The 17027-nt window shown below is 71.5% G+C and carries 16 protein-coding genes; 11 read left to right on the forward strand and 5 right to left on the reverse strand.

The window, feature by feature from the left end:
- The first annotated feature begins 67 nt into the window (after nt 1-67).
- The 3 genes from DSC45_RS19675 (at nt 68) to DSC45_RS35790 (ending at nt 3776) form a co-directional block, all read left to right on the forward strand.
- A complete protein-coding gene (locus DSC45_RS19675; RefSeq protein WP_119292719.1) occupies nt 68-1087 on the forward strand; it encodes a COG1470 family protein in 1020 nt (339 codons plus the stop codon).
- A gap of 80 nt (nt 1088-1167) precedes the next feature.
- A complete protein-coding gene (locus tag DSC45_RS19680; RefSeq protein ID WP_240434733.1) occupies nt 1168-2412 on the forward strand; it encodes a neocarzinostatin apoprotein domain-containing protein in 1245 nt (414 codons plus the stop codon).
- A gap of 38 nt (nt 2413-2450) precedes the next feature.
- Nucleotides 2451-3776, forward strand: coding sequence for a hypothetical protein (locus DSC45_RS35790; protein ID WP_205571376.1), 1326 nt, complete (start codon nt 2451-2453; stop codon nt 3774-3776).
- Between the two features lie 112 nt (nt 3777-3888).
- Here DSC45_RS35790 and DSC45_RS19695 read toward each other — a convergent pair whose 3' ends face one another.
- Together DSC45_RS19695 and DSC45_RS19700 are read right to left on the reverse strand one after the other, a co-directional pair.
- Nucleotides 3889-4791 (reverse strand): alpha/beta hydrolase, encoded by a 903-nt coding sequence (locus DSC45_RS19695; RefSeq protein WP_119292725.1) that lies wholly within the window; start codon nt 4789-4791, stop codon nt 3889-3891.
- 127 nt (nt 4792-4918) lie between these two features.
- Nucleotides 4919-6439 (reverse strand): peptide MFS transporter, encoded by a 1521-nt coding sequence (locus DSC45_RS19700; RefSeq protein ID WP_119292727.1) that lies wholly within the window; start codon nt 6437-6439, stop codon nt 4919-4921.
- 490 nt (nt 6440-6929) lie between these two features.
- On the opposite strand from DSC45_RS19700, the gene DSC45_RS19705 reads away from it, so the two are divergent.
- Together DSC45_RS19705 and DSC45_RS19710 are read left to right on the forward strand one after the other, a co-directional pair.
- Nucleotides 6930-7607, forward strand: a complete 678-nt coding sequence (locus DSC45_RS19705) for a response regulator transcription factor (protein ID WP_119292728.1) — start codon at nt 6930-6932, stop codon at nt 7605-7607.
- Nucleotides 7608-7700: 93 nt separating this feature from the next.
- Nucleotides 7701-8978: an ATP-binding protein gene (locus tag DSC45_RS19710; protein ID WP_119292730.1), complete on the forward strand. Its 1278-nt coding sequence runs from the start codon at nt 7701-7703 to the stop codon at nt 8976-8978.
- A gap of 12 nt (nt 8979-8990) precedes the next feature.
- Here DSC45_RS19710 and DSC45_RS19715 read toward each other — a convergent pair whose 3' ends face one another.
- Nucleotides 8991-9533, reverse strand: a complete 543-nt coding sequence (locus DSC45_RS19715; protein ID WP_119292732.1) for a GtrA family protein — start codon at nt 9531-9533, stop codon at nt 8991-8993.
- Nucleotides 9534-9785: 252 nt separating this feature from the next.
- Here DSC45_RS19715 and DSC45_RS19720 point away from each other — a divergent pair, with 252 nt between their 5' ends.
- The 4 genes from DSC45_RS19720 (at nt 9786) to DSC45_RS19735 (ending at nt 13891) form a co-directional block, all read left to right on the forward strand.
- Nucleotides 9786-10937 (forward strand): 5-(carboxyamino)imidazole ribonucleotide synthase, encoded by a 1152-nt coding sequence (locus tag DSC45_RS19720; protein WP_119292734.1) that lies wholly within the window; start codon nt 9786-9788, stop codon nt 10935-10937.
- Nucleotides 10934-11500, forward strand: coding sequence for a 5-(carboxyamino)imidazole ribonucleotide mutase (gene purE, locus DSC45_RS19725; RefSeq protein ID WP_119292736.1), 567 nt, complete (start codon nt 10934-10936; stop codon nt 11498-11500). Before DSC45_RS19720 ends, purE begins: the two co-directional genes overlap by 4 nt.
- Complete coding sequence (locus DSC45_RS19730; protein ID WP_240434734.1) at nt 11497-12705, forward strand: dipeptidase; 1209 nt, start codon at nt 11497-11499, stop codon at nt 12703-12705. Before purE ends, DSC45_RS19730 begins: the two co-directional genes overlap by 4 nt.
- Before the next feature lie 184 nt (nt 12706-12889).
- Nucleotides 12890-13891, forward strand: coding sequence for a hypothetical protein (locus DSC45_RS19735; RefSeq protein WP_240434735.1), 1002 nt, complete (start codon nt 12890-12892; stop codon nt 13889-13891).
- On the opposite strand, the gene DSC45_RS19740 is transcribed toward DSC45_RS19735, so the two are convergent.
- Nucleotides 13836-14693: a class I SAM-dependent methyltransferase gene (locus DSC45_RS19740; protein ID WP_119292737.1), complete on the reverse strand. Its 858-nt coding sequence runs from the start codon at nt 14691-14693 to the stop codon at nt 13836-13838. The two genes, DSC45_RS19735 and DSC45_RS19740, sit on opposite strands and share 56 nt — an antisense overlap.
- Before the next feature lie 88 nt (nt 14694-14781).
- On the opposite strand from DSC45_RS19740, the gene DSC45_RS19745 reads away from it, so the two are divergent.
- Nucleotides 14782-15330, forward strand: a complete 549-nt coding sequence (locus DSC45_RS19745) for a helix-turn-helix domain-containing protein (protein ID WP_119292739.1) — start codon at nt 14782-14784, stop codon at nt 15328-15330.
- An 83-nt stretch (nt 15331-15413) separates the two neighbouring features.
- Nucleotides 15414-15656 (forward strand): hypothetical protein, encoded by a 243-nt coding sequence (locus DSC45_RS19750; protein WP_119292741.1) that lies wholly within the window; start codon nt 15414-15416, stop codon nt 15654-15656.
- A gap of 52 nt (nt 15657-15708) precedes the next feature.
- Here the strand turns inward: DSC45_RS19750 and DSC45_RS19755 are convergent, their stop codons facing one another.
- On the reverse strand, nt 15709-16866 hold the full coding sequence (locus DSC45_RS19755) for an acyl-CoA dehydrogenase (protein WP_119292743.1): 1158 nt from the start codon (nt 16864-16866) through the stop codon (nt 15709-15711).
- Between the last annotated feature and the right edge of the window lie 161 nt (nt 16867-17027).

The raw sequence follows: 17027 nt of genomic DNA on the forward strand, positions 1-17027 counted from the left end.
TTGTCGTACGCCGAGGCCGTGCCACGGTCGCCCGCACCCGGCCGACCCCCACTCCCAGGAGCCGCCGATGCCGTCCGGTCGCCGTGCCGCTGCCGCGTGTCTGCTCGTGGCGGGCCTCTTCGTACTGCCCGCGCCCCCTGCCGGGGCGTCGGACGGTGCCCCGTGGTCTCTCGCACCCGCCACCTCGGGCGGCAGCCGGCCGGCCGCCGACGGACGGCCGTACTTCTATCTGGAGGGGGAGCCCGGGAGCGTGCTCGAGGACACCGTCACCGTGACCAACGAGGGCGACGAGCCGCGCACCGTACGACTGCGGGGCGCCGACGCCGACAACACCGGTGACGGAGGCCTGTCCGTCACCGGAGGGGCGCGTGCGAAGGGCAGCGGCGCCTGGATCACGCCCGCCCGGCGCAAGGTCACGGTGCCGGCGCGGACCCGGGCCGAGGTGCCGTTCTCGATGACCGTCCCGGCCGATGCGACCCCCGGTGATCATCCCGCGGCGGTCGTGGCCGACGGTTCCGGGCGCGAGACGGGTGTCCGGGTGCATCTGCGGGTCAGTGGGCCGACCCTGTCGGCGCTCACCGTGGAGGACGTCGAGGCCGGTTCCGACAGCATCGCGTACTCCCTGGTAAACCGCGGGAACACGGTGCTCAGACCCAAGCTCGCGGTGCGGGCCGACGGAGTGCTCGGGCGGCTCGTCGACCGGCCCGCGCGGGCGCTGCCCGTCGAACTGCTGCCAGGCCGCCGCGTCGAACTCACCGAGCCCTGGAAGGACGCCCCGGCGCTGGACTCGGCCCAGGTGCGGCTCACCGTCACCGCGGGCGGCGGCGCGCGCGACTCGGCGACCGCCGAGGTCCGGTTCGTGCCGTGGCCCGCTGTCGCCGCAGTGGGCGGCGTGCTGCTGCTCGCCGCGGTGGCCGCTACGGGGTTCGTCCGCTCCCGCAGACGCGCCGGGGAGCAGGACACGGACGATCCGGCGCCGGACGCGGAGGCTCGGGTGCCGCAGGACGAGGACCAGTTGGTGACGGCCGGTGCGGGCCCCCGGGGCGGGCCGGCGAGCCGGACAGCGGGAACGGGAGGCGAGCGGTGAACGGTGACGGTCGGTTCGCGGAGCGCGGGGACGGTGCCCGGGGGAGTGCGGCGGCAGGGTCCGCGAGGGGCCGGTCCGGCGTGCCGCGGCCGGCGGTCGGTGCCGCCCGGGTGCGGGCCGGGCGCGCCCTGCTCCTCGTGCTCTGCCTGGTCGCGGCCTGCGCTCTGACCGGTACGGCCAGCGGACCCGCCACGGCCGAACCGGCGGCGGCCGCGCAGCGGAACCAGGCCCGCGCGGACGACAAGCCCGTCGTGAAACTGTCCGACGGGCAGGCCGGCAAGGGCGGTTCCGTCACCGTGACCGGATCCGGCTGGCGCCCGAAGACCCTGCTCATGATGCTGATGTGCGGCCAGAACATGATCGGCGGCACCAACGCCTGCGCGAACTCCGACGGACGCGCCGTCACCACCGACGCGAAGGGCGGCTTCAGCAAGAAGCTGCCGGTGGCCGAGCCGCCGAAAGCGTGCCCCTGCGTGGTGCACGTCGCGACCGTGACCGGCGAAAAGGTCTCCGCCCAGGCGAAGTTCAAGGTCGCGGGCCACCCCGTGAAGCCGCTCCCCGACCGGCGCGGCGCCGGTCGGATCGCCGTACTGGCCACCACCCGCCTCGAGGGCTCGAACGGGATCCTCAACTGGTTCGGTTCGCCGCCCTCCCGCAAACTCGTCGTCACGGTCGGCAATCTCGGCTCGGCCCCGGTCAAGGACCCGGTCTTCGAGATCGGCACCGCGCACGGCGTGTTCGCCCCGGAGTGGGAGGAGCAGCAGTGGCGCGGCACCCTGCAGCCCGGCCGCAAGGCCCAGGTCGACCTGCAGGTCGAACTCTCGGCGGGCGCCCACGGTGACTACCTGGTCTCGCTCAAGTACGGGGAGAAGGTGCTCGCCGAACAGCCCTGGGGCGTGCCGAGGCCGTGGGGCGTGACGCTCTTCTGGATCCTGCTCTGTGTCGTCGTCCCCGCCGCGGTCTTCCGGATCGGCATGGCGGTCGTGGACCGGGTCAGGGGGCCGCGCCCGGTCGCCGGGCCGGCCCGGCGACCGGGCAGCCACCGCGGCACGAGCCCCGCCGCCCGCCTGCGTGCGGCGGTACGGCCGTCGGCGGGCGCGCCCGCGCCGTCCCGTGCGGGAGCGGCCGAGTCCGCGGCCGCGCACGGCAGTTCGCCGGGTGGGGCCGAGGAAGGGGCCCCGTCGAGCACGCACCCCGCACCTCTCCCGTGGTTCACCCCGGACACCGGCCCCGAACCGGCCCGGCACTCCGCTCCACGGGACGACCCCTACTCCGCACCGCAAGAGAACGGCCCGACCACCCCGACGACGAAGGGAAACACGTGATCACTCATCGCAGAGTGAGTGCGGCGGGCGTCGCGCTCATGCTCGGCGGCGCGGGCATGCTGCTCGCCGCGGCCCCGGCGCAGGCCGCCGAGGTCAGTTACGAGACCGAGTGCGTACCGCCTCCGATCTCCGGCCTCGACCCGATCCAGGGCACCACCGTGGTGGAGATCGAGGCGCCCGCCGAGGCGAAGGTCGGCGACGAGGTCGACGTGGTGTGGAAGACGGTCGAAGGGGCGTCCAAGAATCCGGACATCATCGACCTGTCGGAGAACACCGTGAAGCCGACCGGCACGCTCAAGGTCGGCGGCGCCCAGACGGCGGACCTCGCGGTCGAGGGCGAGCGGAAGAACCCGCCGATCCCGAAGGGCGGCGCGATGAAGCTGTCCGACATGGTCGGCAAGCTGAAGCTCACCGCGCCCGGCGAGGTCACCCTGACTCCCGACAAGTACGACATCAACGTCAACCAGCCGGTCTCCACCGACACCAAGTGCTCGCCGAAGGGGGACGTGAAGGCCGGCGCGACGATCGACGTCACCGAAGGCGGCGGCGGTTCGGGCGGCTCCACGGGCGGTGACACTGCGGGCACCACCGGCGGTGACACCGGCGGTGACACCGGCGGTGACACGGGAGGGGCCACGGGCGGCGACTCCGGTGGCGACACGGGTGGCGACTCGGGCGGTGCCACCGGTGGCGGTGGCGGCGGCGAGACCGACTTCCAGGGCAAGGAGGTGCAGGTCCCGTACAAGTGCAAGACGCCGATCGGTGACAAGGAGGCGACCTCGCCGGTCCAGATCAACGCCAAGAAGGACGGCGGGAGTTACGGCCTCACCGTGGAGTTCAAGAAGTCGGTGATGGACTCGCCGGCCGACATCCCCGCGGACTCGGTCAAACCGTCGATGGCGGTGAAACTGGGCGGTGCGGACAAGGGCACCGTGAAGGTCGAGGGCCCGACGAACGCCGAACCCATCAAGTCCGGCGACCCGATGACCATCCCCGACCTCGAGGGCACCTACAAGCCGGGCGCGGACGGCAAGTCCACCCTGTCACCCGGTGTCCTGACCGTGGAGGCTCTGGGCACCACGACCACCTGCACGCCGACGAAGGCCGATGTCTCCCTGGAACTCGACACCTCGGCCCAACCGGGCGGCGCGTCCGGCGGTGACTCGACCGGCGGCGGATCGGCGGGCGGAGCCGCGGGCGGATCGGCGGGCGGCGGCGAGGCCGGAGGCGGCGGGCTCGCCGAGACGGGCGCCGACGACAACGGCATGCTGCGCGCACTCGGCCTGGTGGCCGGCACGGTGATCCTGCTCGGCGGAGCGGTCTTCACCTTCATGCCGAAGCGGCGGCGCCGCACCATCCACTGACCCCGCGCAACCGTCGATCGCCGGACGGGCCCGACCCAGGCCCGTCCGGCGATCGACGGCAACCGGATTCAGGACATCGGCCTCTCCGGACACCGGCCTCCGGACACCGGCCTCAGGACTCCGACTCGAACCCGCGCACGGCCCGCAGCACATCCCGCCGAACCTCGGGCGCGTCCAGCACCTTCGCCCCGTGCGCCGCTCCCGGCACCACCCGGACCCGCACTCCACGCTTCTGCGGCGCCCCGGCCGCCCGCTGCGCCCGCGCCAGCTCGTGCGAGTGGGCGGCAGGCACCCAGTCCCGGGCCGAATGCACCAGATACATCGGTGCATCGTCGGCCCCGGAAGCGTGGTTGCGCGCTGCCATGTCGCCCCACCGCTCCCAGCACCCCACCCGCGCCCGGTCCGGGTCGCAGCCCGCGAGCTGCCGGGCCTGGTTGCGCAGATCCCGCTGGTCCTTCCCGGCCGTCCTGCGCCCACCGTCGAGCCATGCCTTGTACGGGGAGGCGACCGGCGACAGGGCGACCACACCGCGCAGCCGCACCAGACCCGCCCCGTACGTACCGGCGGTGGTCGCGAGGTGGCCGCCCGCGGAGGAGCCGAGCAGCACCGGGCGCTGCCCCTCGGGCCCGCCGTGCCGGGCGACCCAGCGCAGCGCGGCCAGGGTGTCGTCGCGCTGGGCCGGCCAGGGCGCGTCCGAGTTCAGCCGGTAGTCGGTGTCGTAGACGCGCAGTCCCCGGTTCGCGAACCAGCGGGCCCAGCTGCTCCAATCGGTGTCCTTCGCCCACGATCCGCCGTGCAGGATCACCAGGGCGGGTCCGCCGTCCCCGTACACCGTGACGGTCTGCCGCGCGTGCGGCCCGTAGGTGTACGCCCGGACCGGGACCCCGTTGCCCGCGGGTTCCGGAGTGGCCGTCGCGGCGCCGGCCGCGAGCAGTGCACCGCACGCGGCGAGCGCGGTCAGACCTCGCCGGAGATGGGACGGTCCGGTGGATCCCGTACGGGAAAAAGGGCACATGTCCCGATGCTCCACCGGCCTTGGCCGGGCGCGCGCCAAAACGCCGAAGGGCCACCGCACCGGGTGGTGCGATGACCCTTTCGTTCGAGCGGTCCGTACGACAATCCGTACGCAGTCCGGTGAGTCGTCAGCGAACGTCGCCCATGAGCGCTTCGATGCGCTTGCGGGAGAGCCAGACTCCGACACCCGCGATCACCGCGAGCACGCCCTGGGTTCCGACGACCGCCGCTCCGTTGAGGTCGACGCCGCCGATGCCGAGCAGGCCGGTGATGCAGTCGCCCGCCGTGACGGCGAGGAACCAGACACCGGTCATCTGGGAGGCGTACTTCTCCGGGGCCATCTTGGTCGTGACCGAGAGGCCGACCGGGGAGAGGCAGAGCTCGCCGATGGTCTGGATCATGTAGATCGTGACCAGCCACATCGGGGTGACCTTGGTGTCGCCCTCCGCCATCGCCATCGGGATGACGAAGACGATGAACGAGGCGCCGACCAGCCACAGGCCCATGGCGAACTTGCGGGTGGTGCTCGGCTCCTTGCCCTTGCGGTTCAGGGCCAGCCAGCCCCATGCGATGACCGGGGCGAGCGCCATGACCCAGAGCGGGTTGACGGACTGGAACCAGGTCGACGGGAAGTTGAAGCCGAAGACGGAGTCCGCGGTCTTGTTCTCGCCGAAGAACGACATCGTCGAGCCGCCCTGGTCGTAGATCATCCAGAACACGGCTGCGGCGGCGAAGAACCAGATGTAGCCGCTGACCTTGGTCTGCTCGTCCTGGGTGAGTTCCTTGTCGCGCTTGATGCGGACCAGGACGGCGACCGGGATGAGCAGGCCGAGCAGGGTGATCGGGAGGAGCGCCCAGTTGATCGTGAAGTGGCCGGTGAAGCTGACGATGCCGTAGAAGACGGTCGCCACGATCAGCCAGGCGAGACCCTTGAACAGGGTGGAGTTCCGCTCCTGGGCGGAGAGCGGCTTCGGGACGAGGCTGCTCTTCGGGTTCAGGTGGCGGGTGCCGATCAGGAACTGGATCAGGCCGAGCCCCATGCCCACGGCCGCGAGGGCGAAGCCCAGGTGCCAGTTCACGCTCTGGCCGACCGTGCCGATGACCAGCGGGGCGGCGAAGCCACCGATGTTGATGCCGATGTAGAAGAGCGTGAAGCCGCCGTCCCGACGCGGGTCCTGGGGGCCGTCGTAGAGATGGCCGACCATCGTCGAGATGTTGGCCTTGAGCAGACCCGAGCCGGCCGCCACCAGGGCGAGACCGGCGAAGAAGGACGCCTGGCCGGGGATGGCGAGCGCCAGGTGGCCGACCATGATCACACCGGAAGCCACCGCGACCGTCTTGCGGGGACCCCAGACGCGGTCACCGAACCAGCCGCCGGGCATGGCGAGCAGGTAGACCATCGCCAGGTAGACGGAGTAGATCGCGGTCGCCGTGGCCATATCCATGGCCAGGCCGCCGCCCTGGGAGCCCGACTTGGCGTCGGGGCCGCCGGCGACCAGGTAAAGAACAAGCAGAGCCCTCATGCCGTAGAAGCTGAAGCGCTCCCACATCTCGGTCATGAAGAGCGTGGCCAGGCCGCGGGGGTGGCCGAAGAAGGTCTTCTCCGAGCCGGGATTGCCGGCAGAGGCCTTCGTCAGGCTGGACGCCATGTCGATCCTTGTTCGTTCGGGACGCACGTCGCTGGTGGGCGCGCGCCCGGTGGGGGGTGGCCGGCACCGACGTATCCGCGCCTCGCTCCCACGGCCGTGGGGGACCGGCCCGTCAAGGCCGAAGAAGAGGAGCAGCGGACGTCGGGATCCACGCCGAGCGCGCCAACGCGCACAGGGCCCGGCCCACAGGTCATTCACTGGACCATCAGGGACGGACGGGGGTGCCGAACCCTGATGTGCATACGTGTCTTTCGGCGCGAAGGGCCTCTGAAGGCCGCGAAGGACACGGAGTGCAGTAAATATGCTGAAGCACCGAACAGCCGGTTAACAATGGGTAAGTGTGGTTCTGAGAGATGGATCACAGGAACCCTTGTGATGTCACCCACATAATCAAAGGTAACCGTCCGATTACTCCAGCATAGACGCAGGGCCGCGTGCAGCGTCCGCCATCTCGCTCCGCCGTCCGGGGCCCGCGGTCTACCATCTCTGCATGACCCGTGTACTGCTCGCCGAGGACGACGCCTCCATCTCGGAACCGCTGGCCCGAGCCCTGCGCAGGGAGGGTTACGAGGTAGAGGTACGCGAGGACGGGCCCACCGCGCTCGACGCCGGCCTGCAGGGCGGCATCGATCTCGTCGTACTCGACCTCGGCCTGCCGGGCATGGACGGCCTCGAGGTCGCCCGCCGGCTGCGGGCGGACGGGCATGCCATCCCGATCCTCATCCTCACGGCCAGGGCCGACGAGGTGGACACCGTGGTGGGCCTCGACGCGGGCGCCGACGACTACGTCACCAAGCCCTTCCGCCTCGCCGAACTCCTCGCCCGGGTCCGGGCCCTGCTGCGGCGCGGCGCGGCCGAGCCGCAGCAGCCACCCGCCACCCACGGCGTCCGGATCGACGTCGAGTCGCACCGCGCCTGGATGGGCGAGGAGGAGCTGCAGCTCACGGCCAAGGAGTTCGACCTCCTGAGGGTCCTGGTGCGGGACGCGGGCCGGGTCGTGACCCGTGACCAGCTGATGCGCGAGGTCTGGGACACCACCTGGTGGTCCTCCACCAAGACCCTGGACATGCACATCTCCTGGCTGCGTAAGAAACTCGGCGACGACGCCGCCAACCCCCGCTACATCGCAACCGTCCGCGGCGTCGGCTTCCGCTTCGAGAAGAGCTGAGCCGACCACCGAACGCCGAAGACCCGCGAGAAGCCCGGCCGGCCGTCCCGCTCGGCCCGCGCGAGAACCTGCGAGAAGAGCACCCCCACCGCCATGCGCCGCAGACTGATCAACTCCACGCTCGCCGTGGTCCTCGTGGTGATCGCCGTCTTCGGCATCTCCCTGGTACTGGTGGAGACCAACACCATCACCAGCGCCGCCCAGGAGCGTGTCGACTCCGAAGCCATCCGCCTGGTCTCCATCGTCGACGGCCGCCTGATGGGCGACGGCGACGAGGAGATCACCGCCGGCATGCTCCGCGGCCAGGTCGACGTGAAGCGCTACGCCCGCATCGAGATCCCCGGACGCCCGGACGTCGAGATCGGCGAGAAGCCCGAGGGCGGCGTCATCTCCGCCACCGAAGAGGGCGTCGAGGGCGAGACCGTCGTCGTCCAGGAGCCGCGCTCCAACGTCACCACCGAGGTCGGCCGCACCCTCCTGATGATCGGCGCCGTCGCCCTGCTCGCCGTCATCGCCGCCGTACTCCTCGCCGTCCGCCAGGCCAGCCGCCTCACCTCACCGCTCACGGACCTGGCGGAGACCGCCGAACGCCTCGGCTCCGGCGACCCGCGCCCCCGCCACAAGCGGTACGGGGTGGCCGAACTCGACCGCGTCGCGGACGTACTGGACTCCAGCGCCGAGCGGATCGCGCGGATGCTCACCGCCGAGCGCAGGCTCGCGGCCGACGCCTCGCACCAGCTCCGCACCCCGCTCACCGCCCTGTCGATGCGCCTCGAGGAGATCACCCTCACCGACGACCCAGAGACCGTGAAGGAGGAGGCGACCGTCGCGCTCACCCAGGTCGAGCGCCTCACCGACGTGGTCGAGCGGCTGCTGACCAATTCGCGCGACCCGCGCATGGGCTCCGCCGTCGCCTTCGACCTGGACGAGGTCGTCAAGCAGCAGTTGGAGGAGTGGCGCCCCGCCTACCGCAGCGCCGGACGTGCCATCGTCTGCTCCGGACGCCAGGGCCTGCAGGCCGTCGGCACCCCCGGCGCGGTGGCCCAGGTACTCGCGGCGCTCATCGAGAACTCGCTGATGCACGGCGGCGGCACCGTCGCCCTGCGCACCCGTGTCACCGGCAACCAGGTCGTGGTCGAAGTCACCGACGAGGGCCCCGGCGTACGCACCGACCTCGGCGCGCGGATCTTCGAGCGCACCATCAGCGGCCGCAACTCCACCGGTATCGGCCTCGCCGTCGCCCGGGACCTGGCCGAGGCGGACGGCGGGCGCCTCGAGATGCTGCAGATCAAACCGGCCGTGTTCGCGCTGTTCCTGTCCGGCGTGGGCGGATCGGACGGCCGCCCGTCCGAGGGAACGACCGTGCGCTGAGCGTCCCGTCCCTCAGCCGCGGCCCTTGGCCGACGAGGGCTGGTCCTCCGCCAGCGAGTCCCGCAGTGCGGAATCCTCGAGGAACGACTCCGCGTCCGCCACCGCCTCCCGCGCCGGCAGCGCCCGGAACACCCATGTCCGGTACGACCAGAAGCGGAACAGCGTCGCGATACCGATGCCGAGGAACTTGAAGACGTTGCTCTGCAGCGGGGTGTCGAAGCCGAAGCCGTACGTCGCCGCGTACAGCACACCGTTCTCGATGATCAGGCCGACGACGCTGAACAGCAGGAACAGCGTCATCTCCTTGGTGCGCCCGCTCTTGTCGCGGTCCCGGTACGTGAAGTAGCGGAAGCCCACGTAGTTGCAGCAGATCGCGACCGCGGTGGCGATGATCGACGCCCGGACGACGGGGAGGTCGGTGGTGTGCCGGACCAGGTTGAACACGACCAGATTGACCAGCGTCCCGATACCGCCGACCACTCCGAACTTGGCCACCTCGCGCAGGAGCTGATCCAGTCGCGCGCGCAGTGCGCCACGTCCATTTATGGTGATCATCGGTGATCGTTCAGCCCCGTCCGTAGGGATCGAAGGGGATTCAGCCGCCGAACCGCCAGGGATCCAGTTCCAAATCGTCGGTCCCGCCATGCTAACCAGCGCCACCCGCTCGGCGCCCGGCCCTTGGCGTGACCGGTGACACGCCCGGGCCGGGGCGGGCCCGGGACCTGCGGCAGGCCGCCGTGCAGGGCGGGATGTGGCGCAGGTCTCGTGCGTCCGTACCGCTGCCGCGGGCCGGATACCCTGGACGATGTGACGTTCCCGGTAGTCGGCATGGTCGGCGGGGGGCAGCTCGCTCGTATGACACACGAGGCGGGCATCCCGCTCGGCATCAGGTTCAAGCTCCTCAGTGACACTCCGCAGGATTCCGCGGCTCAGGTGGTCGGTGAAGTCGTCGTGGGCGACTACCGGGACCTGGACACGCTGCGCGACTTCGCCCGCGGCTGCGACGTGATCACCTTCGATCACGAGCACGTGCCCACCGAGCATCTGCGCGCCATCGAGGCGGACGGCATCCCCGTCCGCCCGGGCCCGGACGCCCTGGTGCACGCGCAGGACAAGGGGGTGATGCGGGCCCGGCTCGACGCACTCGGTGCGCCGAGCCCCCGCCACCGCATCGTGACCGACCCCGGTGACGTGGCCGCCTTCGCGGCCGAGGGGGACGGATACCCGGTCGTCCTCAAGACCGTGCGCGGCGGATACGACGGCAAGGGCGTCTGGGTGGTCCGTGACGAGGCCTCGGCCGCGGAGCCGTTCCGCGCCGGCGTGCCCGTACTCGCCGAGGAGAAGGTCGACTACGTCCGCGAACTCGCGGCCAACGTGGTGCGTTCACCGCACGGCCAGGCCGTCGCCTACCCGGTCGTCGAGTCCCAGCAGGTCGACGGCGTCTGCGACACCGTGATCGCTCCCGCGCCCGGCCTCCCTGAGGAACTCGCGGGCCGCGCACAGGAGTTGGCCCTCACGATCGCCGCCGAACTCGGTGTCGTCGGCCACCTCGCCGTCGAGCTCTTCGAGACCCGGGACGCCGGTGGTGAGCCGGCCATTTTGGTGAACGAACTCGCGATGCGTCCGCACAACTCGGGTCACTGGACCCAGGACGGCGCTGTCACCTCCCAGTTCGCCAACCACGTCCGTGCCGTCCTCGACCTGCCGCTCGGCGACCCGCGCCCGCGCGCCGGCTGGACCGTGATGGCCAACGTCCTCGGCGGCGACTACCCGGACATGTACGCCGCGTACCTGCACTGCATGGCCCGCGATCCCCAGCTCAAGATCCACATGTACGGCAAGGACGTGAAGCCGGGCCGCAAGGTCGGTCACGTCAACACCTACGGCGACGACCTGGACGAGGTCCTCGACCGCGCCCGCCACGCCGCCGGCTATCTGCGAGGAACGATCACAGAATGAGCGCCCCCGCGTCGGACACCACGAGCGCCGACGAAAGCCCCCGCCCCCTGGTCGGCATCGTCATGGGCTCCGACTCCGACTGGCCGGTGATGGAGGCCGCCGCGCAGGCCCTGACGGAGTTCGAGATCCCGCACGAGGTCGACGTGGTCTCCGCGCACCGCATGCCGCGCGAGATGATCGCGTACGGCGAGCAGGCGGCCGGCCGCGGCCTCAAGGCGATCATCGCGGGTGCGGGAGGTGCCGCCCACCTGCCCGGCATGCTCGCCTCGGTCACCCCGCTGCCGGTGATCGGTGTCCCCGTACCGCTCAAGTACCTCGACGGCATGGACTCGCTCCTGTCCATCGTGCAGATGCCGGCCGGTGTGCCCGTCGCCACCGTCTCGGTCGGCGGCGCCCGCAACGCGGGTCTGCTCGCGGCACGGATCCTGGCCGCGCACGACCCCGAACTCCTTGACCGTATGCGGGAGTTCCAGGGCCAGCTGGGCGAGCAGGCGGCCGACAAGGGCAAGCGGTTGCGCGCCAAGGTCGAGGGCACCGGCTCCGGCTTCGGCTTCGGGAAGTGAGCGCGGTGAACTCCCAGGCGCCGAACCACCTCGACCGGGCACGGCAGTTGCTCACCGAACACCCCGTCGTCGACGGACACAACGACCTGCCGTGGGCCCTGCGCGAGAAGACCGCGTACGACCTTGACCGCCTGGACATCGCCGCCGACCAGACCGGCAGCCTGCACACCGACCTCGCGCGCCTGCGCACGGGCGGCGTCGGCGCCCAGTTCTGGTCGGTGTACGTACGCTCCGACATGGCCGGCGACGACGCGGTCAGCGCCACCCTCGAACAGATCGACTGCGTAAGCCAGTTGATCGCCCGTCACCCCGCCGAGCTGCGTCGCGCGCTCACCGCCGACGACATGGAGGCGGCGCGCACCGAGGGGCGTATCGCCTCGCTGATGGGCGCCGAGGGCGGCCACTCCATCCACAACTCCCTCGCCACGCTAAGGGCGTTGCACACGCTCGGCGTCCGCTACATGACGCTGACGCACAACGACAACATCGCCTGGGCCGACTCCGCCACCGACGAGCTCGGCGTCGGCGGCCTGTCCGCCTTCGGCCGCGAGGTCGTCCGCGAGATGAACCGCATCGGCATGCTCGTCGACCTCTCGCACGTGGCCGCCACCACGATGCGCGACGCGCTCGACACCACCGAAGCCCCGGTGATCTTCTCCCACTCCTCGTCCCGCGCGGTCTGCGACCACCCGCGCAACATCCCGGACGACGTACTGGAACGCCTGCCGGCCAACGGCGGCGTGGCGATGGCCACCTTCGTCCCGAAGTTCGTCCTGCAGGCGGCGGTCGACTGGACCTCCGCGGCCGACGACAACATGCGGGCACACGGCTTCCACCACCTGGACACCACCGCCGAGGCGATGAAGGTGCACGCCGCCTTCGAGGCGACCACTCCGCGTCCGGTCGCCACCGCGTCCACGGTCGCCGACCACCTCGACCACATGCGCGAGGCCGCGGGCGTCGACCACATCGGCATCGGCGGCGACTACGACGGCACGCCCTTCACCCCCGACGGCCTCGACGACGTCGCCGGCTACCCGAACCTGATCGCCGAACTCCTCGCCCGCGGCTGGTCCGACGCCGACCTCGCCAAGCTCACCTGGCACAACGCGGTCCGCGTGCTGCGCGCCGCCGAGGACGCCTCCCGCGAACTGACCGCCACCCGCGGCCCGTCGAACGCGACACTCGGCCAACTCGACGGCTGAGAAGGCCTGTTGACGAACGCCCCCTTCCGGCCGGCCTGGAAGGGGGCTTCGCGCATGCCCACGGTGCTACCCCGCGACGAGACCGCGCTCCACCACGCGGCGGAGGCGGCCCCGCCCGCCGGCGGACGCACCGGGCCACCCCCGTGATCCAGGCTGAACTTCCCGCCGAGGAAGGGACGTTCAGGTGGAACGCTGGGACCGTGTCGGGCGATACGGGGGCTACGGCGCGGCCCTGGCCCTCTCCCCGTACCTGCTGATCAAAGTGTCGTGGGTGATCGGAGCACTGCTCGGCCTGGCCCCGGTCGGTGCGGGCTTCACCCTGGCCGGCTGGGTGTTCCTCAACACCGTCACCGTCGCCATGGCGGCGGTGGGCATCGCCCTCGCGCTCGCCCTGGTGCAGCCCTGGGGTCTGCGGATCCCGGGCCGGCCGGTGGCCTTCTGTGCCTGGACGGGTGCGGGTTTCCTGGTGTCGATCCTGCCGTACGCGGTGCTGAGCACGGTGCTCGACGCCGGACGGGACGAGCCGAAGCCGGCGGGCGGCGGGGGCGACGGTCCGGCCATGCCCGGCTGGGAGGTTCCGCTGGTCCAATTCGGCTTCATCGGGATGGGGTTGGGCCTCGCCCTCGCCGTACCCGGCTATCTGCGGCGCCGGTGGCCGGCGGCCGTCTCGGGGCGGCTACCTGCCCGGCCCGGCCGCGCCACCCCCTGGGCCGCCGCTGCTGCGGCCGTGGTCGGCACCTGCTGGCTGTACTGGGCGGCCGGCGGCACCCTCGGCATCGCCGACCCGGCCGAGCGGGAGACCAATTGGCACCTCCTCGCGGGCGTCGGTGCGCTCTGGGCCCTCGCCGCCGCGGCGGCCGCCGGCCGGGCACCCGGCGGCAGGCATCCCGACCGGGCGCGCGGGCCGCTGCGCACGGCACTCGTCTGGCTCGGCTCCGGCTCGCTCTTCGCCTGGAGCGCCTGGAAGCTGCCCTTCACCCTGTACGCGGCCCTCGCCCACCCCACCGGGGGCACCCTGCCGGAACACGTCGCCGTCGCCGCGCCCCTCCACCTGATCGCCGCACTGTCCGGGGCGCTCCTGCTCCGCTCACTCGTCGGCTCACGCGATCCGCACCTCAGCGGCCGGTACCTCAGCGGCCCGGCGCGTCCCCGGCGCTCGCGTCGACCACCCAGCAAGCCGCGGTGAAGCGGACCTCGTCGCCGTGCACGTACGGCTCGAAGGCGGCGCGCACCGTCTCGACGACGCGGGCGCGGGTCGTCTCCGGCAGATCGGGCAGTACGGTGCCGAGGACGCCGAACCGGGTGAGGTAGGAGTCGAGTTCGGACTCGGGCAGGGTGCAGACCGCTTCGACCGGCCGGGCGTCGACGCTCGTCCAGCCGCTCTCCCGCAGCAACCGTCCGGTCCGGTCCGGGTCCGCGAGGCCGAACTGCCCCGGGTCACCGTCCTTGCGTACCGGCAGACTCGGCACGAGCGGTGCCGCGGCCCGCGCGGCCGTCGTCATGAACGGGTTCTCCTCCATACCGCGCCACACGACGAACCGGAGCCGGGCGTCATCGGCGGCGGCCCGCCGCAGATTGCCGAAGGCCCGCACCGGATCGCCGAAGAACATCACCCCGAAGCGCGAGACGACCAGGTCGTACGCGGCGGACCCGAAGTCGTACTCCTCCGCATCCGCACACACGAAGCGCGCCGACGAGCCGTCCCGCCCGGCCCGGTCCCGCGCGGCCCCGACCATCGTCTCGGAGATGTCCACGCCGACGCACTCGCCACCCGCGCCGAGCTCCCTCGCCATGGCCACCGTCGTCGCACCCGTGCCGCATCCCACGTCGAGGACGCGGCCGGGGTGAGCGGCCGCAGACTCCACGAGGAGTTCGGCGAAGGGGCGGTACATCGCGTCGAGATAGGTCTGCGCCGCCACCCACGCGTCCGCACCGGACCCCTTCCAGCGTGCGGCCTGAGCATCAGCGGCCTCGTGCGTACGGTCCATGGCGGCGCCTCCCGGTCTGGTTCTCCTGCTCTCCGTGTGCCACTGTGCGACTTCAAGCCGACTTGAGGTCAAGTATGTGAGGCCGAGTATGAGCGCACCGGACAAAGCGGCGCCGGACAACGCGGCGCCGGACAACGCGGCGCCGGACAACGCCGCACTGGACATCGCCGAAGTGGTGCGACGTTCCGGCATCCCCGCCTCCACCCTGCGGTACTACGAGGACAAGGGCCTGATCGCCCCGGTGGGCCGGCACGGCCTGCGCCGCCAGTACGACCCCGCCGTACTCGACCGCCTCGCGCTGATCGCGCTCACCCGCTCCGCCGGCTTCTCCCTCGACGAGATCTCCGGCATGTTCGCGGCGGACGGCCGCCCGCACATCGACCGGCACCTGTTCTCGGCCAAGGCCGACGAACTGGACGCCACTCTCCGCCGCCTCACCGCCCTGCGCGACTCCCTCCGCCACGTCGCCGCCTGCCCGGCCCCGACCCACACGGCCTGCCCCACCTTCCGCGCCCTCCTCGCCTCGGCCCTCCCCCCGCCCACCGGACCGCGTCGCCCTTCCGGCGGAGTACGCCCTCGGCACCGAGGTCCGTCACCATGGTCGGTCACCCCGGACTCGCCACCGCGTCCGCGATGAGAGTGCGGGCCACCGCTCCCCGCACGGCCTGCTGCGAGAGACGTCCGAAGGCATCGCAATGGGGGAGCAGGGAAGGGGAACGCATGGATGCGGACCAGGCCCGCCGAGTGGACGCTCTGCTCAGGCAGTCGGGGATCCCGGGTGTGGTCGCGCCGGAGAACCCCTCGGACCCCGCCGGTGCCTGCCGCGTGTACGACAAGGCCGATCCGGCCACTCGCCATGACGTGACCGCAGATGCGCCGGCGGCCGTGGCGGCCGAGTTCCCCGACCCAAAGCCTGCTTCCGGGTCGACGCGAGGATTCGTCGTGCCGCCCAAGAGCGAGTGAACGGCCCCCGGCAACAGAGCCGGGAGCCGTTACATCGGCGTAGGGAGCCGTCCTACGGCAGGTTCCGCGCCATCACGATGCGCTGGACCTGGTTCGTGCCCTCGTAGATCTGGGTGATCTTCGCGTCGCGCATCATGCGCTCCACCGGGTAGTCGCGCGTGTAGCCGTAGCCGCCGAGGAGTTGGACCGCGTCGGTGGTGACCTCCATGGCGACGTCCGAGGCGAAGCACTTCGCCGCCGCGCCCTGGTAGGTGAGGTCGGGGTCGAGGCGCTCGGAGGCGGCCGCGGCCTGGTAGGTCAGGGCGCGGGCCGCCGAGATCTTCATCGCCATGTCCGCGAGCATGAACTGGATGCCCTGGAAGTCGGCGATCGGCTTGCCGAACTGCTTGCGCTCCTTGACGTAGCCCTTGGCGTAGTCGAGGGCGCCCTGGGCGATGCCGAGGGCCTGGGCCGCGATGGTGATGCGGGTGTGGTCCAGGGTCTTCATCGCGGTGGCGAAGCCGGTGCCCTCCTCGCCGATCATGCGGTCGGCGGGGATGCGGACGTTGTCGAAGTAGACCTCACGGGTGGGGGAGCCCTTGATGCCGAGCTTCTTCTCCGGGGCGCCGAAGGAGACGCCCTCGTCGGACTTCTCGACCACGAAGGCGCTGATGCCCTTGGAACGCTTGGCCGGGTCGGTGACGGCCAGCACCGTGTAGTACTCGGAGACGCCGGCGTTGGTGATCCAGCGCTTCACGCCGTTGAGCACCCAGTGGTCGCCGTCGCGTACGGCCTTCGTCTTCATACCCGCCGCGTCCGAACCGGCGTCCGGCTCGGAGAGGCAGTACGAGAACATGCCGTCGCCCTTGGCCAGCGGTCCCAGGTACTTCTTCTTCAGCGCCTCGGAGCCGGACAGGGCGACCGGGAGCGAGCCGAGCTTGTTGACCGCGGGGATCAGCGAGGACGAGGCGCAGACCCGCGCCACCTCCTCGATCACGATGACCGTGGCGAGGGCGTCGGCGCCCGCGCCGCCATAGCTCTCGGGTACGTGGACGGCGTGCAGGTCGTTCGCCGTGAGGGCGTCGAGCGCCTCCTGCGGGAAGCGGGCGTCCTCGTCCACCTCCGCGGCGAACGGGGCGATCTTCGCCTCGGCGAGCGAGCGGACCGACTCCCGGAGCATGTCGTGCTCTTCTGCCGGGCGGTACAGGTCGAATTCGGTCGAACCCGCCAAGTCTCTCACTCCCAAAGATGCTAACTACCGTTAAGTAACCCTGATTTTAGGCCCCCGGTCCCGGACGGGATACGTGAGCTTGACGACAAGGGCCCACGAGGCCCGATGAGAGGGCCGCCGGCCCCGCCCCGGCTCGCATCCATCGGGGCGAAAACGGACGA

Source organism: Streptomyces sp. YIM 130001 (genome assembly GCF_003574445.1).
Lineage (GTDB): Bacteria > Actinomycetota > Actinomycetes > Streptomycetales > Streptomycetaceae > Streptomyces.